The organism is Sphingobium sp. R-21, assembly GCF_049913335.1.
In the GTDB taxonomy this organism is placed as follows: domain Bacteria; phylum Pseudomonadota; class Alphaproteobacteria; order Sphingomonadales; family Sphingomonadaceae; genus Sphingobium.
Genome location: NZ_CP184374.1, coordinates 2,163,387 through 2,189,205 on the forward strand (window position 1 = coordinate 2,163,387; position 25,819 = coordinate 2,189,205).

Annotated in this window: 27 protein-coding genes; 21 read left to right on the plus strand and 6 right to left on the minus strand. The window is 66.1% G+C overall.

The features are described 5' to 3' along the window. Positions 1 to 24 precede the first annotated feature (24 nt). The 3 genes from ACN9MX_RS10390 to ACN9MX_RS10400 all read right to left on the minus strand — a co-directional run bounded on the left by ACN9MX_RS10390 (position 25) and on the right by ACN9MX_RS10400 (position 1,777). Positions 25 to 297, minus strand: coding sequence for a hypothetical protein (locus ACN9MX_RS10390; protein ID WP_312219411.1), 273 nt, complete (start codon positions 295 to 297; stop codon positions 25 to 27). Positions 298 to 963: 666 nt separating this feature from the next. Further along, positions 964 to 1,620, minus strand: coding sequence for a DUF2285 domain-containing protein (locus ACN9MX_RS10395; RefSeq protein WP_363827573.1), 657 nt, complete (start codon positions 1,618 to 1,620; stop codon positions 964 to 966). Beyond that, positions 1,553 to 1,777, minus strand: coding sequence for a transcriptional regulator domain-containing protein (locus ACN9MX_RS10400; protein WP_363737599.1), 225 nt, complete (start codon positions 1,775 to 1,777; stop codon positions 1,553 to 1,555). The genes ACN9MX_RS10395 and ACN9MX_RS10400 overlap by 68 nt, the downstream gene beginning before the upstream one ends. Positions 1,778 to 1,959: 182 nt before the next feature. On the opposite strand from ACN9MX_RS10400, the gene ACN9MX_RS10405 reads away from it, so the two are divergent. The 7 genes from ACN9MX_RS10405 to ACN9MX_RS10435 all read left to right on the plus strand — a co-directional run bounded on the left by ACN9MX_RS10405 (position 1,960) and on the right by ACN9MX_RS10435 (position 7,588). Continuing rightward, a complete protein-coding gene (locus tag ACN9MX_RS10405) occupies positions 1,960 to 2,718 on the plus strand; it encodes a LuxR family transcriptional regulator (protein WP_426386903.1) in 759 nt (252 codons plus the stop codon). A 57-nt stretch (positions 2,719 to 2,775) separates the two neighbouring features. Beyond that, entirely contained in the window at positions 2,776 to 3,393 is a 618-nt protein-coding gene (locus ACN9MX_RS10410) for an acyl-homoserine-lactone synthase (RefSeq protein WP_363752872.1), read from the plus strand. Positions 3,394 to 3,409: 16 nt separating this feature from the next. After that, the gene (locus ACN9MX_RS10415) at positions 3,410 to 4,282 is read left to right on the plus strand and encodes a phytanoyl-CoA dioxygenase family protein (RefSeq protein ID WP_426386904.1); all 873 of its coding nucleotides are present in this window, start codon (positions 3,410 to 3,412) and stop codon (positions 4,280 to 4,282) included. Further along, complete coding sequence (locus ACN9MX_RS10420; RefSeq protein WP_426386906.1) at positions 4,279 to 4,887, plus strand: GntR family transcriptional regulator; 609 nt, start codon at positions 4,279 to 4,281, stop codon at positions 4,885 to 4,887. The genes ACN9MX_RS10415 and ACN9MX_RS10420 overlap by 4 nt, the downstream gene beginning before the upstream one ends. A gap of 114 nt (positions 4,888 to 5,001) precedes the next feature. Continuing rightward, positions 5,002 to 5,121, plus strand: coding sequence for a benenodin family lasso peptide (locus tag ACN9MX_RS10425; protein WP_129927693.1), 120 nt, complete (start codon positions 5,002 to 5,004; stop codon positions 5,119 to 5,121). 20 nt (positions 5,122 to 5,141) lie between these two features. Beyond that, the gene (locus ACN9MX_RS10430) at positions 5,142 to 5,852 is read left to right on the plus strand and encodes a lasso peptide biosynthesis B2 protein (RefSeq protein ID WP_426386908.1); all 711 of its coding nucleotides are present in this window, start codon (positions 5,142 to 5,144) and stop codon (positions 5,850 to 5,852) included. Continuing rightward, a complete protein-coding gene (locus ACN9MX_RS10435) occupies positions 5,849 to 7,588 on the plus strand; it encodes an asparagine synthase-related protein (RefSeq protein ID WP_426386909.1) in 1,740 nt (579 codons plus the stop codon). Before ACN9MX_RS10430 ends, ACN9MX_RS10435 begins: the two co-directional genes overlap by 4 nt. 150 nt (positions 7,589 to 7,738) lie before the next feature. On the opposite strand, the gene ACN9MX_RS10440 is transcribed toward ACN9MX_RS10435, so the two are convergent. Next, positions 7,739 to 9,076, minus strand: coding sequence for an LLM class flavin-dependent oxidoreductase (locus tag ACN9MX_RS10440; RefSeq protein WP_133652520.1), 1,338 nt, complete (start codon positions 9,074 to 9,076; stop codon positions 7,739 to 7,741). Positions 9,077 to 9,246: 170 nt separating this feature from the next. On the opposite strand from ACN9MX_RS10440, the gene ACN9MX_RS10445 reads away from it, so the two are divergent. Then, on the plus strand, positions 9,247 to 9,840 hold the full coding sequence (locus ACN9MX_RS10445; RefSeq protein ID WP_133652519.1) for a nitroreductase family protein: 594 nt from the start codon (positions 9,247 to 9,249) through the stop codon (positions 9,838 to 9,840). Between the two features lie 35 nt (positions 9,841 to 9,875). Here the strand turns inward: ACN9MX_RS10445 and ACN9MX_RS10450 are convergent, their stop codons facing one another. Then, on the minus strand, positions 9,876 to 11,228 hold the full coding sequence (locus ACN9MX_RS10450; RefSeq protein WP_133652518.1) for an FAD/NAD(P)-binding protein: 1,353 nt from the start codon (positions 11,226 to 11,228) through the stop codon (positions 9,876 to 9,878). A gap of 104 nt (positions 11,229 to 11,332) precedes the next feature. Between ACN9MX_RS10450 and ACN9MX_RS10455 the strand changes: the two genes are divergently transcribed. The 4 genes from ACN9MX_RS10455 to ACN9MX_RS10470 are packed head-to-tail and all read left to right on the plus strand — an operon-like array spanning position 11,333 to position 14,601. Next, positions 11,333 to 11,476: a hypothetical protein gene (locus ACN9MX_RS10455; RefSeq protein ID WP_166666323.1), complete on the plus strand. Its 144-nt coding sequence runs from the start codon at positions 11,333 to 11,335 to the stop codon at positions 11,474 to 11,476. Then, positions 11,466 to 12,455, plus strand: coding sequence for an ABC transporter substrate-binding protein (locus ACN9MX_RS10460; RefSeq protein ID WP_426386910.1), 990 nt, complete (start codon positions 11,466 to 11,468; stop codon positions 12,453 to 12,455). Before ACN9MX_RS10455 ends, ACN9MX_RS10460 begins: the two co-directional genes overlap by 11 nt. A gap of 5 nt (positions 12,456 to 12,460) precedes the next feature. Beyond that, positions 12,461 to 13,651, plus strand: a complete 1,191-nt coding sequence (locus ACN9MX_RS10465; protein ID WP_426386911.1) for an acyl-CoA dehydrogenase family protein — start codon at positions 12,461 to 12,463, stop codon at positions 13,649 to 13,651. 2 nt (positions 13,652 to 13,653) lie between these two features. After that, a complete protein-coding gene (locus ACN9MX_RS10470; protein WP_426386912.1) occupies positions 13,654 to 14,601 on the plus strand; it encodes a D-isomer specific 2-hydroxyacid dehydrogenase family protein in 948 nt (315 codons plus the stop codon). A 12-nt stretch (positions 14,602 to 14,613) separates the two neighbouring features. Here the strand turns inward: ACN9MX_RS10470 and ACN9MX_RS10475 are convergent, their stop codons facing one another. Then, entirely contained in the window at positions 14,614 to 15,450 is an 837-nt protein-coding gene (locus ACN9MX_RS10475) for a LysR substrate-binding domain-containing protein (RefSeq protein WP_426386914.1), read from the minus strand. A gap of 291 nt (positions 15,451 to 15,741) precedes the next feature. On the opposite strand from ACN9MX_RS10475, the gene ACN9MX_RS10480 reads away from it, so the two are divergent. From ACN9MX_RS10480 to ACN9MX_RS10520, 9 genes are all read left to right on the plus strand, one after another. Continuing rightward, positions 15,742 to 16,560 carry an ABC transporter permease gene (locus ACN9MX_RS10480; RefSeq protein ID WP_426386915.1) on the plus strand — a complete coding sequence of 273 codons (819 nt, stop codon included), beginning with the start codon at positions 15,742 to 15,744 and terminating at the stop codon, positions 16,558 to 16,560. A 2-nt stretch (positions 16,561 to 16,562) separates the two neighbouring features. Then, complete coding sequence (locus ACN9MX_RS10485; RefSeq protein WP_363737579.1) at positions 16,563 to 17,345, plus strand: ABC transporter ATP-binding protein; 783 nt, start codon at positions 16,563 to 16,565, stop codon at positions 17,343 to 17,345. After that, complete coding sequence (locus ACN9MX_RS10490) at positions 17,342 to 17,956, plus strand: cysteine dioxygenase (RefSeq protein ID WP_133652511.1); 615 nt, start codon at positions 17,342 to 17,344, stop codon at positions 17,954 to 17,956. Before ACN9MX_RS10485 ends, ACN9MX_RS10490 begins: the two co-directional genes overlap by 4 nt. Beyond that, on the plus strand, positions 17,953 to 19,215 hold the full coding sequence (locus ACN9MX_RS10495; protein WP_133652510.1) for a rhodanese-like domain-containing protein: 1,263 nt from the start codon (positions 17,953 to 17,955) through the stop codon (positions 19,213 to 19,215). The genes ACN9MX_RS10490 and ACN9MX_RS10495 overlap by 4 nt, the downstream gene beginning before the upstream one ends. 17 nt (positions 19,216 to 19,232) lie before the next feature. Further along, entirely contained in the window at positions 19,233 to 20,321 is a 1,089-nt protein-coding gene (locus ACN9MX_RS10500; protein WP_426386916.1) for an LLM class flavin-dependent oxidoreductase, read from the plus strand. Positions 20,322 to 20,324: 3 nt separating this feature from the next. Next, on the plus strand, positions 20,325 to 21,287 hold the full coding sequence (locus tag ACN9MX_RS10505; protein WP_426386917.1) for an ABC transporter substrate-binding protein: 963 nt from the start codon (positions 20,325 to 20,327) through the stop codon (positions 21,285 to 21,287). Between the two features lie 123 nt (positions 21,288 to 21,410). Next, a complete protein-coding gene (locus ACN9MX_RS10510) occupies positions 21,411 to 23,999 on the plus strand; it encodes a TonB-dependent receptor plug domain-containing protein (protein WP_426386918.1) in 2,589 nt (862 codons plus the stop codon). Then, positions 23,974 to 24,939, plus strand: a complete 966-nt coding sequence (locus ACN9MX_RS10515; RefSeq protein WP_426386919.1) for an ABC transporter substrate-binding protein — start codon at positions 23,974 to 23,976, stop codon at positions 24,937 to 24,939. Before ACN9MX_RS10510 ends, ACN9MX_RS10515 begins: the two co-directional genes overlap by 26 nt. 82 nt (positions 24,940 to 25,021) lie before the next feature. Further along, on the plus strand, positions 25,022 to 25,813 hold the full coding sequence (locus ACN9MX_RS10520) for a class II aldolase/adducin family protein (RefSeq protein ID WP_133652505.1): 792 nt from the start codon (positions 25,022 to 25,024) through the stop codon (positions 25,811 to 25,813). The last annotated feature ends 6 nt before the right edge of the window (positions 25,814 to 25,819 follow it).

Here is a 25,819-nt window from a genome sequence, read left to right on the forward strand (position 1 = left end):
GGCGGCGCGGGCTCTTCGCTCCACCTACCTCGAGATGCCACCGCCCTCGTTCTCCCATTCATCGAGGGCAGTGGCGAGTTCATCTCTCCTCCCCCGGCTCCACCAAGGCTGACCGTGCAACTCATTGTCAGCAGCCTCTGCAAGCGAACGCCCATGGCGTTCTGCCAGCCAAATCCGGGCAGCGACGATTTTCTCATAGCCGAAGATCGATCCGGCGCTGGCTATTCCAGCAGCAGCGCGGATGACATAATCTGCCCATTCGGCAGGTCCGGCCTTGTTTTTAGTATCAGTAATCATGATAAACTCCGCGTCAGCAAGCGGGAGCGCTCGAGTCTCTCAGTCACGGGATGCTTGCGACTAGAACCGGGTGATGTTTCACCTTATCACAATTGAGCGAACCCGAAGAGCCCTGTATGACCCGCATTACGTAGAGCGGGGATAGGGCACATTAGGGCGATGATAGTAAATTGTCGCGTCACGGCACGGCATTTTCTGATCGTGTCTCTGCCAATGACAAGTTTCGGCGAAACCCGTCATTCAAGGTTGCGCCCGGGAATGGCAGAATTGTCCCACGTTCGGTCGAACCGTTTCTTTTCAGAATTGCATGGTCAAGCGTCGACATCGCGCAACGCGAGGTTGGCATCATGGCGAATCTCGCAGCCATGTTGCAAAGGTGGCAGGCGGAGAATCCGGTCGTTTCCGGGTCAAATCCGCCGATGGCCTGCTTCCGTCAACCGCGCGGCAGGCCCTGACGATCTGCACGGACTGTCGGTCGCTGTGGCCGCGCCAGCGATCGTCACCGCAAGGCTGAGACCCGGCTTGGCCGGGGCTCGGTGGTGCAGGCGTCGGTGCGCTGGCGCAACGAACGCCGAGCCATAGAGCGCGGTCGTGCCGGTTGGCGCAGCGCCCGGCGCGAGGCGCCCCGTCTGGACGTCCTCGCCGACGTACAACCACCGCCCCACCTCATCGGTACCGCCGCCGCATCAGATCGCGATACCCGCCCAACGCCAGGGTCTTCGCTTCGCGCGCCAGCCGCCGGACACGCGAACGCAGCGAGTCGGATCGGTCGTTCCAGTCTTCGGCCACGCGCGCCTCGCCGAACAGAACGGCCCCGATTTCGCGCTGGGTCGCGCCGTCGGCCAGCGCGTCATGGACGCGCAGCAACTGGATGCCGCGTTCGATCCAGGGGTCGCGCGGGTACAGCGAGCGGGCAAAGCGGCGATGGTGCTGGAGATGGAGGAGGCGGCGCAGCGGCAGGATGCCCGCCTCGGCGCTGCCAAGCCCATGCAACCGATAGTGGAGATGCACCAAGGTCTCACCGGCAAGCCGGCCTTGCGCCACATCGAGCCGGATATGGTGGCGACCGTCCGAGAGAACGGCATGGTCATAGCCGTCCGGATCGGTGACGACGGTCAGCCAAGCGGCGACACGCTCCAGATCAAGACCATCGGGATCGGCGCGATCGGTGGAAATCGCTATAACGGACAGGGTTGCGGGATCGAGATCGGCATGCCAGATGATCCGTGCCTCGGGTGCCGACCGGGCCGGATCTTCAGCGAAAGTGCAGCCCCCACGCGCGCGGATCGACGCGGCCGCGGGTAACGCTGCTCGCCCGGGCATGCCAGGCGATATAATCAGGATTGCGACGCAGCCACTCCCACATGATCCCGGCGCGATCGATACCGCGCAGCCGTGCGTAAGCGGTGCTCTCACGCCACGCCTGCAGCAGCGTCACGGGCCGAAACCCGCGAACAGCGCGGGGGCATATATGCTGCATCGCACAAGACAACTTCTGCGCGCCTGCACAACATGATATGACGCTTCCATGACAGGAGTCGCCCGGCGACGGCTTGAGGCCCCGCCGCCTGGCCCACAGGACCAAGGAAGGGCGACCGCCGGGATCCAGGCCGCACGAGACGCCGCCGACGGTCGCGACAGGATCAGATGCCTTATTCGGGCATGGCGATGCAGCTTGCGCGCATCGTCGAAACGGTCGGCAACGCGGACGAGCTTGCGGCGGCCATGGCTGCCATCAGCGTGCAACTGGGTTTCCAGTATTTCGCGCTCAGCCATCATGTCGATGTGGCCACGGCCGGTGACGCGGCGATCCGGCTGCATAATTATCCGCGGCGCTGGGCGGACTATTATGACCAGAACGCTCTGGGCGTGAGCGACCCGGTGCACCGCGCCAGCCATGTCACCAGCATCGGCTTCCCCTGGTCGCAAATGGCGGCGATGATCCCGCTGACGCCGGGCGATCTTCGGATCCTGGCGCTCGGCCGCGCACAGGGCATCGGCGACGGCTTCACCGTCCCGGCGCATGTTCCAGGCGAGGCGCGCGGCTCCTGCTCCTTTGCGAGCGAAGCGGACCGGCCGCTCCCGCAGGCCATGCTGCCGCTGGCGCAACTCGCCGGCAATTTCGCGTTCGAAGCGGCGCGCCGATTGTGGACGGGACGCGGCGGGCTCTTGCCGCGTCCGGGGCCTGCACTGACCGACCGGCAGCGCGACTGCGTCCTGTGGGTCGCGCGCGGCAAGGGCGACTGGGAGATCAGCCGCATCCTCGGGATCAGCGAAGAGACGGTGGCCCGGCATATCAAGCAGGCCTGCGAACGCTACGGCGTGAACAAGCGGACATTGCTGGTGATCCGGACGCTGTTCGACGGAACCCTCACCTTCTCGGATATCTTCCGCCGTCGCTATGCCCCTTTTCGGGCATAGCGCTGCGACCGGCATCTCGCCGACCCTCGACCGATCAGGGCCAAGGGAGCAAGAGCCATGCTGCATATCCTGCAATCCGCCCCGCCGTCCGCGTCGGACGCGGCGCTGCGCGCGATGTTCGCCGCGCGCAAGTCGGTCTTCGTCGACCTGCTCAAATGGGACGTCCCGGTCCTCGAAGGTCGCTATGAAGTCGACCAGTTCGACGATCTCAACGCCATCTATCTGATTCTCGCCGAACCCGACGGGGCGCATCTGGGCTCGGCGCGCCTGCTGCCGACCATGCGACCGCACATTCTCGACAGCCTCTATCCAGGCCTGTGCGAGGACGCGCTGCCGCGCGCCCCGGACATTTTCGAGATCACCCGCTTCTGCCTCGACCGCCGGCTGCGCGCGGCCGAGCGCCGCGCGGTGCGCGATACGCTGGTGACCGCGCTCGTCGATCATGCGCTGGATCACGGCATCACCGGCTACAGCGCGATCGCCGAAATGGGCTGGTTCCAGCAGATCCTCGCGTTCGGCTGGCGCTGCCGTCCGCTCGGACTGCCGCAAGTCGTCGATGGCGCGATGCTGGCTGCGCTGCGCATCGATATCGCCCCCGACACGCCCGGCCTGCTCGCGGCGGCGGGCATCCAGGCGGCGCCGGCCATCCGGGACAGCCGGCGCATCGCGGCCTGAAACAAGGAGAACGACGATGATCGGCAGGATCGACGACGAGATCGCCCGCAGCGCGCGCGACCTTCTCGATCATGGCTGGTGTATCCTTCCCGATGCGCTGCCGCCCGCGCAGGTCCACGCGCTCGATGATGAATTGATGGGTGATTTCGCGGCGACGCCGTTCGGCCAGGGTGGTTTCTACGGCAGCACCACCAAGCGGTTCGGCCGCCTGCTCAGGCGCGCGGCCGGCGCCGCGGCGCTGGTCCAGCACCCGCGCATTCTCCGTATCGTCCAGGCGGTGCTCTCATCCTGGTGCGAGTGCATCCAGCTCAATACGACCCAGGCGATCGCGGTTCATCCCGGCGCCCCGGCGCAATTGCCGCACCGCGACCAGGACATGTGGCGCGGCCCTGTCGGCGAGATTGAGTATCTCGTCAATGTGATGTGGCCGCTGAACGATTTTACGGAGGAAAACGGCGCCACGCGGATCTGGCCGGAGAGCCATGGCGCGAACGCACTGGCCGAGCCGGACGGCGCGCCTCTCGCCGCCGAGATGGCTCCCGGCGCGGCGCTTCTGTTTCTCGGCTCGACGCTCCACGGCGCGGGTGCAAACCGCACGCGGGAGGTGCGACGCGGGATCGTGATCGGCTATGCCTTGGGCTGGCTCAAGCCCTATGAAAACCAATGGCTCGCCTATCCGCCCGAGGTCGCGCGAGCGTTCCCGCCCGATCTGGCGGCGCTGGTCGGCTATCGCCAGCATCGGCCCAATCTCGGCAATTTCGAGGGGCAATGCCCTTCGGTACTGCTCGACGGTCGCGCGGACCGGCCACTCGGCGCCGTCGATGCGCTGCGACCCGACCAGCAGGCGCTGGTCGATGCCTATGCGCAGGAACAGCGAGAAGCGCAGTGAACGCCGGGGCAACCGCCGAACGGGTCCATCAGGCGCTGCGCCTCCGGATCATGAGCCGCGAATTCCGGCCAGGCGACCGGCTCGATCCGGCGGCGCTGGCCGCGCCGCTTGCCGCGAGCGTGACGCCCGTACGCGACGCGCTCCACAGGCTGACCGGCGAGGGCCTAGTGGAGACACGTACCGCCGGCGGCTTCCATGTCCCTGCGCTCGATGAACCGGGCCTTGCGGATATCTACGACTGGTCGGCCGAGCTCGTCCTGCTTGCCATCAACGCATGGCGACGCCCGGCCGCACTTCCGCCCCTTGGCGACCTCGCGGACGATACGGCCCTGGCCGACCGGACCGCGGCGACGTTTCTGGCCGTTGCCCGCCATTCCGCCAATCGCGAGCATGCGCTCGCGCTGGACCGGCTCAACGCCCGCCTTCACGCCGTCCGGACCGTCGAAGAGCATGTACTCGAAGGCACTCGCGCTGAACTGGAGGCGCTGTGGCAGGCCGTCAGCACCGCCGAACGCAAGCACCTGAAAACCCTGTGCCGCAGCTATCATCGCCGCCGCCGCCGCGCTGCCGCCGACATCGTGCGGGCCGTCTACCGCGCGGACTGACACCCGCTGCCCTGCCGAACAAAATCGATATAGAATCCGTATAAAGTTCGGATAGCCGACCGCCCTCCATAGTCTGCCATGGCTGCATTTCGCAGCAGGACGAAGGAGTGCATCATGGAACGTGAAGACGAAGTGATCGACCTCGGCACCGCAAGCATCGAAACCAAGGGCGGCGCCGGCCTGGTCATCGATGCCAAGAACGGCCAGCAGCTCTTCGGCATTGCCGACGACTGACGGCGTCGGCGCGCGGTCCGATGGGATCGCGCGCCGATCTGGGCTTCGATCCTGGGCGTTCGATCATGGGCTTCACCCTTCGCAATGGCATCTCCTTCTGCCGCGTCGGCGACCGGATCATCTTTCTCGATATCGTGGCAGACCGGTATTTCTGCCTGTCGCCAGACGCCGAGCACAGTTTCCGGGCGCTGGCAGAAGGCGGCACCCCGCCGCCAGACGATGTGCACGTCCAGGGACTGCTGGCGCGCGGCCTGCTAATGGCATCGGCGTCTCCTCAGGCACCGGCCGCCTGCCGTCCGATCGTGATGCCGCAGACCAGTCTTCTCGATCTGGACCTTCCGCGGCCCGCCCTCGCCGGGACGACCAGCGCTCTGTGCTGCCTTGCCGCCACGCGCGTACGATTGAAGATGGCGGGTCTCGGCCGGACCCTTTCCTGGCTGTCGACCCGCAAATCGCGCTTGCCGACATCCCGTGCCTTGCCGGAAGGGCAAATAGAGCGGATCATGGCCGGGTTCGTTTCGGCAGCTCGCATTGCCAGCCAGATCGACCTGTGTCTTGCAAACGCCATCGCGGTGGCATCGCGCATGATCGCGAAGGGAATATGGCCTGACGTCGTGCTGGGGGTGCAACTCGGACCATTCTCCGCCCATTGCTGGGTCCAGCATGAGGGCAGGCTCGTCAACGACCGCGTCGACATGGTGCGGACCTTCACCCCGATCCTGGTCCTATGACGGGGCGCTTTCTCGCGCTGATCGCGACCAGCGCCGAGCCTTTTCCTCCGGGGCGGATCGAGAGGGCGCGCAAGGCTGCGGCATCGCTCACACCGCTGATCGAAACCGACCGCTTCCTGCTGTGGAGCGACCACCGGTACGGGATCGCACAGGTTGGCGGCCATGCGATAGTCGGCGAGCTGTTCCATCGTGGCAGCACGCGGCCGGAAACCACGCTTGACGATGCGGCATGGACGGCGATCGCCCGGTCGCGTGGGCGAAAGCTGATCGAACGCTACTGGGGCAGCTATGTCGCCTTCACGACCAGCGATACCGCCGCCGCCATCATACGGGCGCCCATGGGCGATCTGGGATGTTACCACGCCCGGGTAGGCGGCGTGCTCCTGGTCGCGTCCGATCTCGCCCTGCTGCGGGACCTCGGATGCCGCTTCAGCGTCGATCCCGATGCCCTGGCGCGTCACATCGCCTATCCCGAATGGCGGCGCAGCGAGACCTGCCTCGACGGCGTGGAGGAACTGCGCGGCGGCGATCGCCTGCTCGTCTCGGCGAATGGGGTAGAATACGAGACATTATGGTCGCCCTGGGCCTTCGTCGCTCGGGATCGGATGATCGACGATTCCGGGGAAGCGGCTCGCGCCGTGCGCAACGCCGTGCATCTTACCGCGCGTGCCCGCACCGCCAGCCATGATCGCGCCCTCTTGCTCCTTTCCGGCGGGCTCGATTCGGCGATCGTGGCCGCCAGCCTGAAGGCGACCGGCACCGATGTGATCGGCCTCAACCTCGTCGGCGACGACGCGGCAAGCGACGAAAGGCGCTATGCCGGGATGGTCGCCCGGTCTGCCGGCATCGAACTGCTGACGCGGACATTCGACCTTGACCGCGTCGATGTCCGCCGCTCGGGTGCGGCCCATATGCCCTATCCAGTGCATCGCTGCTTCACGCAGGCGCAGGACGCGGTCACGGCCGAAACCGCCGAGCTATGCGGAGCCGATATCCTCATCGATGGCGGCGGTGGCGACAATGTCTTCTTCGCTTCGCGCACCGTGTCGATCCTCGCCGACTGCCTCGCCACCGGCGGTCTGGACAAGCGCTTTTGGAGCGCCGCACGGGCACTCGGCGACCTGGGCCAGACCGGGACATGGGCCCTGACCTGGCGCGCGGTGCATCGCGCCTGGCTGCGCTCGCCAGCCCCGCGCCAGCCGCCAGCGATCGACTTCCTGTCTGACGCAGCAAGGGCGATCGTCGAGGACGCTCCTGCCCATCCCTGGTTCACGCCACCCGACGGCGTCCTGCCCGGTCGGGCCAGCCATGTGGCCCTGCTCGCCCCGGCACAGAATATGGTCGAGGCCATCAATGCCCAGGCCCAACAGCGCGCGGTATCGCCACTGGTTTCCCAGCCCGTCGTTGAGGCCTGCCTGCGTGTCCCGAGCTGGAACTGGCTTGCACCCGATCGGGACCGGGCGATCGCACGCAGCGCCTTCGCGCCCGATCTTCCCAAGGCCATCGTGTCGCGTCGATCGAAGGGCACGCCCACCGGGTTCGTCGCGACCATCTTCGACCGGCATCGGCAGACCATTCGCGACATGCTGCTTGGCGGCAAGCTGGCTGACCTTCGTCTCATCGACGAAAGAAAGATTTCACAGCTACTCTTTATGCCTGGTCCGGTTCGAGACCTGCGCTTCGTGCGCATCATGGAACTGGTCGATGCTGAAGCGTGGGCTGCATCCCAAAGCTAGAGGCGGCAATCTCAGACGGTACGTCCATCCAGCAATGCCGAGAGGGGACAAAGGATGGGAGCTACCATGTGCCAGCGTGAAGTCACATTCCGAACCCTGCGGGCCGTGGTTGGAAGGCGTTGGCGATTGGGCAGCATGTGATCGACCGGTTCAGGCAGCGCTGCGTTTCGAACGGCTTGCCGTATGGCGATTCTCCGGCTCGGGCAGGCCCAGATGCGCGCGAAAGGTTGCGCCCTCATAATCGGTTCGGAACAAGCCGCGCGCCTGCAGAATGGGAACTACCTTGTCGACGAACAGGTCGAGTTGCCCCGGCAGCGGCTCGAAAATGACGAAGCCGTCCGCCGCGCCTTCCTCGAACCAACGCTCGAGGCGATCGGCGACCGTCTCAGGTGATCCGACGAACGCCCCGCGCGGTGTCGCCAGCCGTTCGACCACCTGCCGCAGCGTTAGGTTCTCTGCCCGCACCTCGGCGAGGATACGCAGCGTGGCGCTCTGCTGGCTGTCAAACCCGATATGCGCCACGTCCGGGAAGGGCGCGTCGAGATCATATTGACGGAAGTCATGGTCGTTGAAGGTGCGCGACAGGAAGCCAAGGCCCGTGTCGATCGATTCCAGCGCCGCCAATTCGCGATAGCGGGCCTCCGCTTCCTCTTCCGTATCGCCGATGATCGGCGCGATGCCCGGCAGCACGAACAACAGGTCGGGATCGCGGCCGAAGCCCTTGGCCCGCGCCTTCACATCGGCGAGATAGGCCTGGCCGTCCTCTTTGGTCGGCGCATGGGTGAAGATCACTTCGGCATGGCGCGCGGCGAAGCTGCGTCCGTCGTCGGACGCGCCGGCCTGGAAGATGACAGGCTGACCCTGCGGCGTGCGCTTGATGTTGAGCGGCCCGCGCACCTGAAAATACTCGCCCTTGTGTTCCAGCCGATGCAGCTTGTTAGGATCGACGAACTGGCCGCTCTCCTTATCGGCGACATGCGCACCCTTCTCCCAGCTGTCCCATAGCCCCTTCACCACGTCGAGATATTCAGCGGCGATCTTGTAGCGGGTTGCATGGGCGGGATGCTCGGTCCTGCTGAAATTGGCCGCCGTATCCCCAAGCCAGGACGTGACGACATTCCAGCCGGCGCGTCCGCCACTCAGATGATCGAGCGAGGCGAACTGGCGGGCGACGTTGAACGGCTCGGAATAGCTGACTGTCAGCGTCGCGACGAGGCCGATGCGCGATGTCGTGGCGGCAAGCGCCGACAATATGGTGATCGGCTCGAACCGATTGAGATAATGGGGGCTGGATTTCTCGGTGATCGACAGGCTGTCGGCGACGAAGAGGAAATCGAACTTGCCGCGTTCCGCCGTCGCGGCCTGCTTTTGATAATAGGACAAGCTGGTGCTGGCGTTCACTTCGCGGTCGGGGTGCCGCCAATCGTTCCAGGTGCGGCCGACGCCGTGCAGGATGAAGCCGAGTTTGATGTGCGGGGATTTGGCCATGGCCGGTCCTTGATGCAGGAAAAGAGGAGGATGAGCCGACCCCATCTAGGCCAGCGCTTGGTCGGCAACCAACGCAATGTCCTCATGTGCATATGAATTGAGCAAATACCCCTTGATGTTGTTTCTGCCGCGCTGATGTTGGCCTGCGGCATCCCGCATGAGGAGACAGAATGACAACGTCCGCTCGCACCCCGGCGCATCCGATTGAGCCCTTGTTCACCAAGCGCTGGTCGCCGCGCGCCTATGACGGCTCGTCGATTCCCCAAGCTGCCCTGGACAGCATATTCGAGGCAGCACGCTGGGCGCCGTCCGCCTTCAATTATCAGCCTTGGCGGTTCGTCTACGCCCATCGGGGCAGACCCGATTGGCAGCGCTTTATGGACCCGCTGCTTCCTTTCAACCAGAGCTGGGCTAAGAATGCCGCCGTGCTGCTGTATCTTCTGTCCGATACGCTGATGGAACAGGGTCCGGGGTCGGATCCCAAGGCGTCATACAGCCACAGCTTCGATGTCGGCGCGGCCTGGGCTCTGATCGCGTTGCAGGCGACGAGATTGGGCTATCATGCTCATGGCATGACCGGCGTCGATTTCGACGCGGCGCGGATCGCGCTGAATGCGCCGGAGCGGTTTCGGATCGAGGCGGCAGTGGCGATCGGACGACAAGGCGACAAGGCCAGCCTACCCGAGGCCCTGCGAGAGCGGGAAGTCCCCAGCGGTCGCAAGCCGATCGAGGCGTTCACGTTCGCTGGCGCGTTCCCGGGCTGACCCGTCCCGCGCCGCCGGGCGAGGGCGCGGCTGGCCTACAGACCAGCGGCTTCAACCCAATGGGCGTTGCTGATGTCCCGGGCGAGCGTCCAGACCTGCCGCCTGATGTCTGGCACGGCGACGATTTCCCAATGCGCGCCGCGCGTCATTGGGCCGACGACACGGAGGCGATCCCGTGCCTCGCCACCCGCGCCGATCGCCCGGCACTGGCGATCCACGTCAATGCCGATCGCCAAGGAATCAGGCCGGATCGCGCTCTGGCTCGCCAGCGCGCGAAGCAGTTGGTCACGCGTGCGGCCGAGGTCGCCGAGCGGACCTGTGCAATTGACCACACGCGCGAAATGCCGCCAAGCCACCGCATCGCTGCCCCGAGAGCGCAACGCAACCGCGATTCGCGCCCCGTCCGGTCTTGCTTCCATGACCTTTGCGGCGGCGATCTCCAGACGCCCGGCGGCCCGCATCCCCGCCAGCCTGTCCGCTACCGCAGGCGCGATGCGATGTCGGTGCACATCCCAATAGGGACGCAGATGGCGCAGGAAGCGCGCACGGTCGGAGGCATCGGCGGCACGCCACATATCCTGAGTAAAGGGCCGCAATTCGTCCACCGCCGCGCGCCAGCCAACCGCGTCCGCGCGCGCACGCACACGCCGCACCAGCGCCGAGGCGGAGCCGTTCGGCCGCTCCGACAGGCCGGGCGCCGCCTGCGCCGGTGCATGGGCGCGGGGCAGCAGCCCGCGCCGTGACACCGCCACGATCGGCCCCGCAAAGCCAGCCGTGTCGAAGCTGAGCGCGCAATCCACCGCTGTCAGGCCGGTGCCCAACAGCAGCACCTGATCCTCCGGCCCCAATCCATCGGCCAGCCCCAGCGCCCAGGGATCATCGGCATAGGCGGGATGGGCAATGCCGGCAAAGGCGGGCAGGGCGTGTGGCGGCAGGTTGCCCGGTGCTAACACTGCGATGTCCGCCTTCACTTGCGCACCGGTGGCGAGGCGCACTGTCGCTGCCCCGTCCGACACCCTGAGATCGACGGCTTCCGCCTCCACCAGCCGCAGCCGTGCCCCGGCAGCAGCCTTGGCGGCCTCCAGCAGGTCGCGAAGGTAGAGGCCGTAAGTTTGCCGCGTGGCGAAGCTCGCATCCTGTCCTGCGGCCCGCGTCCTCAGCCAGTCGGCGAAGTGGCCAGGTTCGTCAGGCAGCGCGCTCATATTGGCGGCGCGGACGTTGAGAATATGGTCGTGCTGCGCGGCGCCATAAGCGAGCCCGCGCCCGAAGCGGTCGCCTCGCCGTTCGATCAACGTGACGCGCACTGCGCCATGGCGCAGCAGATTGATCGCCAGCAGCGTGCCGGAAAAGCCGCCGCCAACGATGGCGACATGATTGGCGCTCAGCATGGATCAAGCATTTCTAATGGTTTGGGCAGCATTGCTTGTGGGACATATCTCTACTTACTCAATAGATAAATAGCCTCAATTCGATTTTCTGGAGCTGCGTTGTCATGACCCCTCTACAACCCCTGATCGCCGGATGGCGGCGCTGGAAGGCGGCGGCGGCGCGCGAGTTTCTGCGCGATCCCAACGTCATCCTGTTCGACCGCGCACCCGAATCCGCGCCGGCCGCGACAAGCGCCCGTGGCGGCTGAGGGTCTTTCCCGCCGGTTGCTGCTGGGCGGCGGCGCGGCCTCCTGCCTGCTGCTCGCCGCCTGCGGATCAGGCAAGACGGGCCGCCCGGTGCTGCGCGTGTCGATCACCGGCAAGGGGGACGGCGATTCGCGGCTGCTCTTCAAGGCCGCCGGGATCAGGCCGGAAGGCTTCGACATCGCCTATAACGAGTTCCAGTCGGGCCATCTGGTGGTCGAGGCGCTGAATGGCGGATCGCTCGACTATGGCGGGATGAGCGAGATTCCGCCCATCTTCGCCGCCGCCTCGATCATCCAGAGCTTCCGCCAGATCGCGGTCGCCCATGGCGACGTCAACAACCAGGTCGTGCTGGTGCCCAAAGGCTCGACCGCGAAAAGCATCGTCGACCTGAAGGGCAAGCGCGTCGGCTATGTCCGCGCGACGACCTCGCAATATTATCTTATCCGAATGCTGGAGGAAGTCGGTCTCGGCTGGGACGACATCAAGCCGGTGGCGATGGGCGTGAGTGACGGCGCGGCGGCCTTTTCACAAGGCGCGCTCGACGCCTGGGCGATCTATGGCTTCCCGATCCAGCGCGCGATCGCGACCGAGGGCGCGCGCATCCTGCGCACGGCCTACGGCATCCTTTCGGGCAATTATCTGGTGGCTGCCCATGTCGATGCGCTGGCCGATCCCGTCAAGGCGAAGATCATCGCGGAATATCTGGGTCTCCTTCAGCAAGCCTATGGCTGGGCCGCCGCGCATCAGGACGAATGGGCGGTCATCGTGTCGCAGGATATCGGCGTGCCGCTCGCCTATGTGCAGGACCAGTTCAAGCGCAAGAGCGCGACCTACGAACTGCGTGCCGTGACGCCGGACGCGATCGCGTCGCAGCAGAAGGTCGCCGACCTATTCTACGCCCAAAAGCTGCTGCCCAGGCCGGTCGACGTCCGTTCGCTCTGGGACGACCGCTTCAATTCCGCCATCCCGAAAAGAGGCTGACCATCATGGCAACCCGTCTCGTCCCGCCCGCCACCGCCCCGTCCGGGAGCGCCTCGCCCGCAATCACCGCAGACTATCTCGACTGGCTGACCGGCGAACTCGCGTCGCACGCCGAAGCCTATGACCGCAGCGGCGAATTCCCCCGCGCGCCCTTCGACCTGCTGGCGCGCGAGGGGCTGATCGGCCTTACCGTCCGGCCCGAACTGGGCGGGCGCGGCGCGCACCTTTCCGAAGCGCTGCGCGTGCTCGCCGCCGTGGCGAAGGGCGAGCCGTCGACCGCGCTCATCCTCTTCATGACCTATCATTATCACGCCAACCCGCACCGCGCGCAGGGCTGGCCCGCCGCCATCTACGAGCGGCTGGCGGCGGACGCGGTGGCGGGTCGGGGGCTGATCGGCGGGCTTCGGGTCGAGCCCGAGCTCGGCACTCCGGTGCGTGGCGGCCTGCCCGCCACCGTCGCACGGCGCACCCCCGATGGCTGGGCGATGAGCGGCACGAAAATCTATTCGACCGGATCGACCGGGCTCGACTGGTATTCGGTCTGGGCCAAGACCGACGAGGCAAACCCGCGCGTCGGCAATTTCCTGGTCAAGGCCGGCAGCCCCGGCGTAACGATCGAGCCGGCCTGGGACCATCTCGGTATGCGCGCCACCGTCAGCCACGCGGTCCACTTCGCCGATACGCCGACCCCGTTCGACTATGCGGTAGACGTGCGCTTGCCAGAACAATGGGCGGCCGCTGCGGGCGACCCCGGCCTCGCCATTTGGAACGCGCTTTCCGTCTCGACCATCTATGACGGCGTGGCCCGCGCCGCGCGGGATTGGCTGGCGGGATATCTCAACGACCGCGTGCCATCCAATCTCGGCGCGTCGCTCGCCACCCTGCCGCGCGTGCAGGAGAAGTTCGGCGAGATCGAGGCGCTGCTTCAGGTCAATGCCACGCTGATCCGTGATGCCGCCGCGCGCTATGACGCAGGCGATCCGCCGGGCGCGGTCGCGGTCAACAGCATCAAATATGTCGCGACCGCCAACGCAGTCCGTGCGGTGGAGATCGGCCTCGAACTCACCGGCAATCCCGGCCTCAGCCGCAACAATCCGCTCGAACGCCATTATCGCGACGTGCTGTGCAGCCGCATCCATTCGCCTCAGACCGACACGATCCTTGTCGCCGCCGGCCGCGCGGCTTTGGGACAATAGCCATGTCGCTCGTCATCGCCAGCCAGCTCGACGCCGATTTCAACAAGGGCCTCGTCCAGCATCCGATCGGGCCGGTCGTGATCGACGTTGCGGAGGATGAGCCCTGGACCGCCGCTGCGGAAGCCGACCTGCTGCTGGTCCGCCCGACGCCTGCATGGCGGCAGCCCCCGGTGGCGCGCCCCTCGCTCTGGCCGGGCCGCTTGAAATGGGTCTATAGCGCGTCCGCCGGCGTCGATTTCTATCCCGAATGGCTGCTGGACGCGCCGCTCGTCACCTGTGGCCGCGGGGTCGCGTCGGACGAGATCGCCGATTATGTCATCGCCGCCATCTACGCCCATGCCAAGAACCTGGAGGCGGTGACGGTGCGATCCCGCGCCGACTGGAAACAGGCGCCGCTCGGCCGTGTGTCGGGCACGACCGTGGGCATCGTCGGGCTGGGCGCGATCGGGCAAGCGGTGGCGCGACGCGTGCTCGCGCTCGGCGCGCAGGTGGTGGCGCTGCGCCGCTCGGGCGCGCAGGCGGGGATCAGCGGCGTCGAGCTGGTGACCGACCTGCCCGCTCTGATCACCCGCGCCGACCATATCGTCATAGCGGTGCCCGCCACGCCCCAGACCCGCCATCTGTTCGACGACCGTCTTCTGGCGCGGGTGAAGCCCGGCGCGCACATCATCAATGTCGCGCGTGGATCGGTGCTGGATCAGGACGCGCTGATCCGCGCGCTCGACCGGGTGGAAGGCCCCGGCTTCGCCACGCTCGACGTCACCGATCCCGAGCCGCTGCCCGAAGAACACCCGCTCTATCTCCACCCCAAGGTCCGTCTGACCCCGCATATTTCCAGCAACTATACGCTGATGCGCCAACGGCTGCTGGAAAAGGTGCGCGACGACATCAGCCGCTTTGTCCGCGGCGAAGCGCCTTCCGACGTGGTCGATCCCGCGCGCGGCTATTAGAGGACGGGCGCCTCAGAGCGCCTGCACCGTCTCCCGCGCCAGTTCGGCGAGCCGCTGCGCCGCGCTGTCCAGCTTTTCGCCCGCGCGCATGATGGCGGCGACGCGCGGCAATTCGGGCAAGCGCTCATGCGTCAGCGTCGATTCCTCGCCAATGAAGAGGTGCGTGCGGCAGGTGATGCCGAGCCCCGCGCCGACTGCGGCCTTGAGCGTCGCGAGATTGGGCGTCTCCACCGCGATCCGCCATTGCAGGCCCGCATCCTCCAGCCCCCGTATCGCCGCCTCGCGGAAGCGGCAGGGCTCCTCCAGTACGGCGAGGGGAATGATGCTGCGATCGGCCAGCGCCGGCTCTCCATACCAGGCCATCGGCGCGACCGTCACCGCATGGGCGTCATTGGGCGCGGCGAAACCCAGCAATATGTCCAGCTCGCGCCGGTCGAGCAGCGCCTGCAACTCCGCCGTCCCGGCCACCCGTGCATAGATTTGCGCGTCGGGGTGCAGCTCCGAAAAGCGCGAGAGCAGCCCCGACAGCAACGTATCGGCGAAATCCTGCACCATCCCGATCCGCGCCGGCCCGGCAAAGCGCCCGGCGCTCACCGCCGCCACCGCCTCGTCATGAAGGAGCAGCACGCGCCGGGCATAATCCAGCATCACCTCGCCGGCGGGCGTCAGGTTGAGCCGCCGCCCTTCCCGCAGGAACAGCGTCTGCTGCACCAATTCCTCCAGCCGTTTGATCTGGAGGCTGAGCGCCGATTGGGTGACGAACACCTGTTCCGAGGCATTGAGCATCGATCCGGTGTCGACGATCGCGACGAAGCTCCGTAGCAAATTGGTGGGCAGGTTGACCGGCATGGCAGGCCTTTCTTGGAAGGGATGCGGGGAGGAGCCGACCCAGCGGAGGGAATAGGCAACCCCTTATCGCGATGCCGATATATCAATCAAAATAGTAGAGATTTCGCCGGATCAACTAAATCTTGGCGTTGGCCCATCCCGCCCCGCACCTGACGATTTTCCGCGCCGCAGCGAGCCAATTGCGCGCCCGGCCGAGCCATATGACCACGGCTCATAGATCGGCCAACAAAAACTTAATTGAATTGGTAGAGAATACATGATGGGCTTTCCGGACCTGGACAAGGACTGGATATGGCAAGCTTGGCGATCGAACATTCACACGGCGCAGAACGGAGCCGGCGGCCCTTTTCACTGTCGCGCTTCGGCGGGCGCTGGCTCTCGCCGGTGCTGCTCCTCTTCCTCTGGGAGTTGGGCTCGCGCAGCGGCCTGATACCGGAACGCACGCTTGCCGCGCCCTCGGCGGTGATCGGCACGCTCATCGACATGGTGATCTCGGGCGAGCTGCCATCCAATCTTCTCGTCTCCTTCGCCCGAGTCGCCGCCGGGCTGCTCATCGGCGTCGGCCTGGGTCTGGCGCTCGGCCTCGTCGCCGGCCTCTCGCGCGCCGGGGAACTGGCGGTCGATCCGCTCATGCAGATCAAGCGCACCATCCCCGCGCTCGCGCTAACGCCGCTCTTCATCGTCTGGTTCGGCATCGGCGAAACCCCCAAGGTCGCGCTGATTGCCTTCGCCACCATCTTTCCAGTCTATCTCAACCTCTACAGCGGCATCCGCGGCGTCGACCTGCGCCTGCTCGACGCCGCCAAGAGCTTCGGCCTCAGCCGCGCCGAGCAGATATGGCACGTCGTCCTGCCTTCCGCGCTGCCCTCGCTGCTGGTGGGGCTGCGCTACGCCCTCTCCGTCTCGATCCTCGTCCTCGTGGTGGCGGAGCAGATCAACGCCTCGGCGGGTCTCGGCTACCTCATCAACAATGCCCGCGATTTCATGCGGACTGACATCATCGTCGTCTGCCTGATGGTCTACGCCATCCTCGGCCTTGGCGCCGACTGGCTGGTCCGCGCCATCGAAGCCCGCGCCCTTATCTGGCGCCCCAGCATAGTGGAGCAATAAGCATGGACGCTCGCCTCGGCTTTACCACGGTGAACTCCTCCGTCCACCAGCCCCAGCCCGAACCGGTCGTGCGCCTGCGCGGCTTCACCCGCCGCTTCGGCGCGAACACGATCATCGATGGGCTCGATCTCGACATCGCGCCGGGTGAGTTCATCGCCCTCCTCGGGCGCTCGGGGTCAGGCAAGACGACATTGCTACGTACCCTTGCGGGTCTAGATGAGGTACGCAGCCAGGACGTGGAAGTGCCCGACAGCCGTGCCGTCGTCTTCCAGGATGCGCGCCTCCTGCCGTGGAAGCCGGTCTGGAAGAATGTCGGACTCGGCCTGAACGGAGACATCCGCCCGCGCGCCGAAGCGGCGCTCCGGGAAGTCGGCCTCGGCCATCGTCTGGACGCCTGGCCACTCACTCTATCGGGCGGTGAAGCGCAGCGCGCAGCGCTCGCCCGCGCGCTGGTGCGCGAGCCCAAGCTGCTGCTGCTCGACGAACCCTTCGCCGCGCTCGACGCGCTGACCCGCTACCGGATGCACGACCTCGTCCTCTCGCTCTGGCGGGCGCATCGCCCGGCCGTGCTGATCGTCACCCATGATGTCGAGGAAGCGATCGCGCTCGCCGACCGGGTGCTGGTCCTAGACCAGGGCCGCATCGTCGCCGAAGAACGCATCACCGCCCCGCGCGGCGAACGCGCCAGCTTCTCCGCCCGCCTGCGCGAAAAGCTGCTGTCCACCCTGGGCGGCGACGATCATGGCGTCGTCCCCTTCGCGACCGCGCTGGAAGCGGCCGAATGACGGCAGTCGCCACCCTCGAACGGCCGATCGACACCACCCGCCTGCGCGGTTTCGTCACTGCCTTCGCCGATCTGCTTGCGGCAACGCGCGACGAGCAGGCCATCCTCGACAGCGGCAGCGCCTTGCTGGCCCGCCTGATCGCCAGCGACGACTGGCTGCCGGAAGAGTTCGCTCAACCCAACCCCGAGCGCTACCAGCAATATCTGCTCCATTGCGACAGCCGCGAACGCTTCAGCGTCGTCAGCTTCGTCTGGGGGCCGGGTCAGTCCACGCCGATCCACGACCACAGCGTCTGGGGCCTCGTCGGCGTCCTGCGCGGCGTTGAGAAAGTGGAGCGCTTTGGCCGTCTGCCTTCGGGCGCACTGGCGGCGCAGGGCGAGGAACTGCTCCGCGCCGGGGAAGTGGACGCCGTTTCACCGCGCATCGGTGACATCCATCGCGTGACCAACGGCCTTGCCGACCGCCCCTCCGTCAGCATCCATGTCTATGGCGCCAATATCGGCGCTGTGGAGCGGGCGACCTACGCGCCGGACGGCACTCCTAAATCCTTCATCTCGGGATACGCCAACCGCGTCATCCCCAACCTCTGGGACAGATCGAGACAATCATGACCACCGACATTCTTGACCGCATCCAGGTTGCCACCCCGCAAGACATCCGCCGCGCGCTGATGATCGGCAGCGAGATCGCGCTGATCGACGTGCGCGAGGAACATGAGTTCGCGCAAGGGCACCCGCTCTTCGCCGCCCAGATCCCGCTCCGCCGCATCGATGAGGAAGCGCGCTGGCGCATCCCCCGGCTCGACACGCCGATCGTCGTTTATGACAATGGCGAAGGGCTGGCGCGCAAGGCCGCTGTGCGTTTTGAGGCGCTCGGCTACACCGACGTGCGCGAGCTGGAAGGCGGCCTTTCTGGCTGGCGCGAGGCCGGTTATGAACTGTTCGAGGACGTCAACAGCTATAGCAAGGCGTTCGGCGAACTGGTCGAGCATCGCCGCCATACCCCCAGCCTGCCGGCCGAGGAAGTGCAGGCGCTGATCCGCGAGAAGGCCGACGTCAAGATCCTCGATGCGCGCCGCTACGACGAATATAACACGATGAGCATCCCGACCGGCACCAGCGTGCCCGGCGCGGAATTGGTGCTGCGCGCGCAAGCCGTCGCGCCCGATCCCGACACCACCATCATCGTCAACTGCGCCGGCCGCACCCGATCGATCATCGGCGCCCAGTCACTGGTCAATGCTGGTATCCCTAACAAGGTCTATGCGCTGCGCAACGGCACGATCGGCTGGACGCTCGCGGGTCAGGAACTGGAGACCGGCCAGACCCGCGCCGCGCCGGAGGTCAATGACGCCGTCACGGAAGGCGCGCGCGCGCATGCCCGCGACGTCGCCTATCGCGCCGGCGTAAAGCGGATCGGCTGGGATGAGCTTGCGGCATTGAAAGCCGAGACGGCCCGTACCCTCTATCTCTACGACGTGCGCCAGCCGCGCGAATATGAAAGCGGCCATCTTCCCGGCTTCCGCAATGCACAGGGCGGGCAGCTTGTGCAGGAGACCGACCATAACGCACCGGTGCGCGGCGCGCGCATCGTCGTCACCGATCCCACCGGCGTGCGCGCCGACATGACAGCCTCCTGGCTCGCGCAGCTCGGCTGGGAAGTCTATGTGCTCGACATCGACTGGTCCGCCACCGAACTGGAGCGCGGTTCCGACGGCGCGCCCAGCCCACGTGGCCCGGAGGGTCGCTACAAGCGGCCCTATGAAGGCACCGACAACAAGGCCGCGGCGATGCAGGCCTATCTCGACTGGGAATATGGCCTCGTCGCCCAACTGGAGCGCGACGGCACCCACGGATTCTTCGTCATCTGATCTTTGAGGAGACTCACATGAGCGTCAAGTTCATCGGATATATCGGCTTCAACAACGGCTCCGAAACGCAGTCCGCTGTCCGCAGCCGCGCGCTCGACATCCACTATGTGAACGCGGCGGCGAAGGCGCAGGAGGAGGGCGGGTTCGACCGCGTGCTGATTCCGTTCGGCTCGAACAGCCCCGAAAGCCAGATCGTCGCGGCCCATGCTGCCGCGCTAACCAGCCGGCTCGGCTTCCTTGTCGCGCACCGCCCTGGCTTCACCCAGCCAACGGTGGCGGCGCGCCAGCTCGCTACGCTCGACCAGCTGTCGAGCGGCCGCGTCGCTGTCCACATCATCACCGGCGGGGCGGATGATGAAATGGCGCGCGACGGCGACACGAAGACGGTCAAGGCCGAACGCTATGCCCGGACCGACGAATATCTGACCATCCTGCGGCAGGAATGGACGGCGTCCAAGCCCTTCGATCATCAGGGCGCATATTATGACATCCGCCAGGCGTTCAGCGCGATCAAGCCCGACAATCTGCCGGTCTTTTTCGGCGGATCTTCGGACGAGGCGATCGAGGTCGCCGGTCGCCATGCCGATGTCTATGCGCTCTGGGGTGAAACCCTAGCCGCCGTGCAGGACACGGTACGGGCGGTGCGCAAGTCCGCCGCGCGGCACGGCCGCAGCCCCGGCTTTTCCTTGTCGCTTCGCCCGGTCATCGCCGACACGGAGGAAGCCGCCTGGAAGCGCGCCGCCGACATTGAGGAACAGGTGCGCGAAAATCGCGTCGCCGCCGGCCTGCCGCTCACCGGCCATCGCCCGCCCAATGCGGGCTCGCTCCGCCTCCTCGAAACTGCCAGCGCCAACCGGCAGGACAAGCGCCTCTGGACCGGTGTCGCGGCGCTCACCGGCGCGGCCGGCAACAGCACCGGCCTTGTCGGCACGCCAGAGCAGGTGGCCGACGCCATGCTCGATTATTACGACATCGGCATCGACCATTTCCTGATCCGCGGCTTCGATCCGCTGGGCGATTCCGTCCTTTACGGCCGCGAACTGCTGCCGCGCGTCCGCGCCAGGGTGGCCGAGCGCGAAGCGGCCGGCCTCGCACTGGCGGGCTGATCCATGTCGAAACGAAAAGTCGCCATCCTGTCGGCGGCCATTGTCGCGGTGGCGGGCCTCGGCCTTGCCGCCGCGACCTTTCATCGCGGCGACGGCAAGGTGCTGCGCGTCGCCAATCAGAAGGGGCAGGTGAAGGCGATGATGCTCGCCTCGGGCGCTCTGGAAGGCGCGCCCTACACCGTCGAGTGGTCGGAATTTCCCGCCGCTCAGCCTTTGCTCGAAGCGGTCGGCGGCGGCGCGGCGGACCTTGGCCTCGCCGCCGACGCGCCCTTCATCTTCGCCTATCAAAGCGGCAGCCCGGTCAAGGCCATCGCCGTCCAGGCCCCGGCCAACCAGGCGGCCGAAGCACTCGCCATCCTGGTGAAGAACGGTTCGCCCCTGCGCAGCCCGCAGGACCTGGTGGGCAAGTCAGTCGCGACCACGCGCGGGTCGATCGGCCATCATCTGCTGCTCCAGACGCTGGAGCGCGCCAACATCCCGGTGAACAAGGTGCGCGTCACCTTCCTGCCGCCGGGCGACGCGAAGGCGGCGTTCGACAGCGGCTCGATTGACGCATGGGCCACCTGGACGCCCTACACCAACGTCGCGATCAAGGAAGGCGCGCGCACCGTCGCGGACGCGAAGGATTACGGCCTGCCGCTCTATATCGACATCGCCCATGCGGACTCGATCGATCCGAAGCGCGCCATGCTTGCCGACTTCCTGAAACGGGAAGCGAAGGCCGTCGCCTGGGCGCGGCAGCATCCCGATCAGTTCGCGCAGGTGCTCTCGAAGGAAACCGGCCTGCCGCTCGACATCGCCCGCGCCAGCTTCGAACGGAGCAACCGCGTGTCGCGCCCGATCGACGCCGGCATCGTCGCGCATGAAGAAGCGATCACCGCCCGCTTCCAGAAAGCCGGCCTCATCACCGGCCCGCGCGACGTGCGGCTGGCCTTCGACGACAGCTTCGGCAAGGGCCAAGAATAAGTTTTCCGCAACCAAGGCGATCTTCAGTTTAGCTGAAGTCATGGATGGGCGACCGAACTCATTTATCAACAAAATTAATAGAGAATATGCCGCCCTCCAGCATTTCTTGGGGGACCATTTGCAATGACCAAAAACCGCCTCTTCCTTGTCTCGACAGCGCTTTCGGCTGTCTACTTCGCTGTCTCGCCCGCCGGCGCGCAGAGCGTCTCCGCGCCTGATCAGGCGGCCGAGGATGCCGCGACCGATGGCGGCACCATCATCGTCACCGGCGTCCGCGGCGCGCCCCGCACGGTCGCGGAAAGCCCTGCGCCGATCGATGTCGTCGGAGCGGAAAAGCTGCAGGCGACCGGCTCCGCCGAGTTCGGGGAGGCGCTGTCCAAACTGCTTCCCTCGCTCAATTTCGGTGCCACCAATGCCGGCGTCTTCTCGATCGGGCGCCCCGTCACCAACCGTGGGCTCTCGCCCGCCTATACGCTGGTGCTGGTCAATGGAAAGCGGCGACACAACGGCGCCTTCCTCAACAATTCGCCGACCGACACGTCTGGCGCCAACCCGGTCGACATCGACCTCATTCCCACCAGCGCCATCGACCGGATCGAAGTGCTGAAGGATTCGGCCGCCGCCCAATATGGCACGGACGCCATCGCCGGCGTGATCAACATTCAGCTCGCGAAGAAGGAAGGGCTGAGCGGCGATTTCACCTATGGCACGCTGTACGACGCCAACGGCGACCCGGACAGTTGGAAGGGCACGATCCGCTACGGCACGAAGATCGGCGACAATGGCGGTTTCCTGACGATCAGCGGCGACATCCGCAAGCGCGGCGGCGCGTGGTGGAACCTGGCTGCGACAGACACCAACCTCTACGGCCTGCCCGCCGGTCGCACCATCGATCAAGTGGTGGCGACGAGCGGCCTCACCCGCGCCCAGGTGGAGGCGAACGTCGCCGCCGCCAACGCCCGCAACGCGCAGTGGAACCGCGACGGGGCGCATAATGGCGATCCTCAGGTCAAGGCGTTCAACCTCAGCTACAATGCCGAGCTGCCGGTGACGGAAAATGTCACCCTTTATAGCTTCGGCACCTATGGCGAGCGTGACGCGCAGATCGGCAACAATTTCCGCCGCCCCAACAGCACCGCCAATTTCACGGCGCAGTTCCCCGACGGCTATTATCCACTCAACAATATCGAGGAAAACGACTTCCAGTTCGTCGGCGGCCTGCGCGGCACGCTGGCGGGCTGGGATTACGACATCTCCTCATCGTTCGGCCGCAACTACAGCCATCAATTCTCCAAGCTGTCGGTCCGTCCCTCGCTGGGGCCGACCGGCCCGACGCAATGGCCCAACCTCGCCAATTTCGAGTTCCGGCAGTGGACGCACAATGTCGATCTGCACCGCAGCGTCGACATCGGCCTCGCCCGGCCGCTCGAAATCTCGGTCGGCGGCGAATATCGGCTCGACCGCTTCCGCACCTTCGCCGGCGATCCGCTCGCCTATCAGCCCGCGACCTACACGTTCAAACCGGGCGACCAGCAATATGACTGGAATGTCGGTCGCATCGCCTCCCCGGTGGTGCAGGGCGCGATCGTCCTGTCGCCGGCGGACGAAGCCGACATCAGCCGAAAGGTCTATGCCGGCTATGTCGACCTCGGCATCTATCCGACCGACGCCTGGTATATCGGCGCGGCGATCCGGGCCGAGCATTATGACGACGGTTCGGGCAGCCCCATCGGCCTCAAGCTCAACAGCCGCTACGAAGTCACCCCGACGCTGGCGATCCGCGGAACGGTCGGCACCGGGTTCCGCGCGCCGTCGCTGACGCAGATCGGTTATGCGCAGACGGATGGCCGCACCTCCTCCTTCTTCAATCCCGCCACCGGCCAGACCGAACTGCGCCCCACCGTCGCCAAGCTTGTGACGGCGGACTCGACCGTGGGCCAGCTGCTGGGCGCAAAGCCGCTCAAGGCGGAAAAGACCTGGAACGCCGGCCTCGGCTTCGTCTTCACGCCCGCGCCGTCGCTGTCGATCACGCTCGACGGCTACTATATCCGCATCCGCGATCGGGTGGAGCGCACCGGCCGCCTGTTCGGACCCGGCATCTCGGCGATCCTCGCCGCCAACGGCCTGTCCGACATCGAGCAGGCAGAATATTTCATCAACGCCGCCGACACGGAAACCAAGGGCTTCGACCTCGTCGCCGATTACAGCCGCAATCTGGGCGATCTCGGCAAGATCGGCCTGACGCTGGCCTTCAACTATTCCAAGACCGAGGTGACGGATGTCGTCGCCACCCCGTCGCAGCTGTTTGCGGCCAATGGCACATCGCTGCTCGGCGCCGGCTCCGTGTTTTTTGGCGGCGACAAGATCGGCGAACTGGAAGTGCTCCAGCCCCGCACGAAGCTGGTGAGCACCTTCAACTGGCAGAAGGGCATTTTCGGTCTCAGCGTCACCGCCACCCGCTACGGCAAATATACGCAGCGCACGGCAGCGGGCGACGATCGCTATTTTGGCGCGAAGATCATCACCGACGCCAGCCTCAGTGCGAAAGTCACCGACTTCGCGACTCTCTCGGTCGGCGCGACCAATCTCTTCGACGTGCGGCCCGAAACCAACGGGCCGGGCAATCCCCAGACAGGGCAGGGCTATTATGGCCCGTCGCCCTTCAATCCCGCAGGCGGCTATTATTATGGACGGATCGCTCTTGCCTTCTGATCGGCGCACCTTCCTCGCCGGTGCAGCCGCTCTCGCCCTCGCCGGTTGCGGTGAAGGCGCGAAGGGCGGCCGTACCAGGCTGGTGCTGGGCGATCAGGTCCATCTGCTCCAGTCGAAGGCAGAAGCGGCGCACGCGCTCGGCAACCTGCCCTATGACATAGAATGGGCCAATTTCGCCGGCGCCGCGCCCCTGCTCGAAGCGCTCAACGCAGGGGCGGTCGATACCGCGCCGGCGGGCGACCTGCCGGTGGTGCTGGCGGCAGCGGCCAAGGCGCCGCTCAAGATCGTCGCCGGAACAGGTTTCTCGACCCGCGACATCGGCATCATCGTGCCCCAAGGTTCCCCCGTCCGTCGCGTTACCGATCTCGCCGGCCGCCGCGTCATCGTCTCCAGCGCGCGGGGCAGCATTTCCCACTATCTCCTGCTCGAAGCGCTCAAGGAGGCACATGTCGACCGCAAGGCGGTGGATATCGGCTTCATGCTGCCCAATGACGCAGCCGCTGCCTTCAACGCGGGAAGGATCGACATATGGGCGACCTTCGGCACCTATCAGATCGCGGCGGAACTGGCCGGCGCGCGGCTGATACGCGACGGCGAGGGAATCAATAGTCCCTTCGCCCTGATCGCCGCGTCGCAGGCGGCGCTGGACGATCCGGCCAAGCGCGCCGCGCTGCGTGACGTTCTTGGCCGTCTTCAGAAGGCTGCGCTCTGGTCGGCGGACCATCCGGCCGCTTATGCCGCTATCTTGGTCGAGCAGACGAAGGTGGACCCGAGGGTCGCCGACATCATGGCCAACCGGCAGCGCGGGATACTCGTTGCCCCCGACGACGCCGTCATCACGCCGCTCCAGCGCGTGGTCGATCGCTTCCATGCCGACGGCGAACTGCCCGCCCATGTCGATGTCGCCGCGATCGTCGACCCAGGCATCTTCCCAGCATGAGCGGCGCTTCGCGACCCTTCATAAATCCTCATTGGGCGGCCGCCTGCCGTCCTCTTACTATCGCGCCCAAAGGAGCATCGCCATGGCTACAGTGTTGAAGGACGACCGATTCCGCCACAGCGGCATCAGCGAAGCCGAATGGAAGGTCCGCGTCGATCTCGCCGCCTTCTATCGTCTCTCGGCTCTCTACGGCTGGGACGATTTCATCTACACCCACATCTCCGCCCGCGTGCCGGGGCCCGACCATCATTTCCTCATCAACCCCTTCGGCCTGATGTTCGACGAGATCACGGCATCCAGCCTGGTCAAGGTCGATCTCGACGGCAACGTCATCGGGAACAGCGACTATGGCATCAACTATGCCGGCTATGTGATCCACTCGGCGATCCATGGCGCGCGCGAGGACGCCCATTATATCGCGCATTTCCATAGCGCCGATGGCATGGCGGTCTCCGCCCACGCCGACGGATTGCTGCCCTTGAACCAGCGCGCGCTCGCGTTGATTCCCCGCCTGTCTTACCATGACTATGAAGGCGTCGCGCTCAACCTTGACGAGCGCGAACGGCTGGTCGCGGACCTTGGCGATACCAAGGTCATGCTGCTCCGCAACCATGGCACGCTGGCACTGGGATCATCGCCGGGCGAAGCGTTCAGCGGCATCTATCATCTGGAGGAGGCCTGCAAGGCGCAGGTCCGCACCCTCGCTGTCGGCCGCGACAACATCCTTATCGCCCCCGAAGCCGCGCAGGAGGAAGTGCGCCGCCAGATGAGCCGGGAGCGCCTGCCCGTGGAGGGCGCCAAGTCCCATTACGATCTCGTCTGGGAAGCCGCGCTTCGCAAAGCGCAGCGCCGGTCGCCCGGCTTCGACGCCTGAGGGATC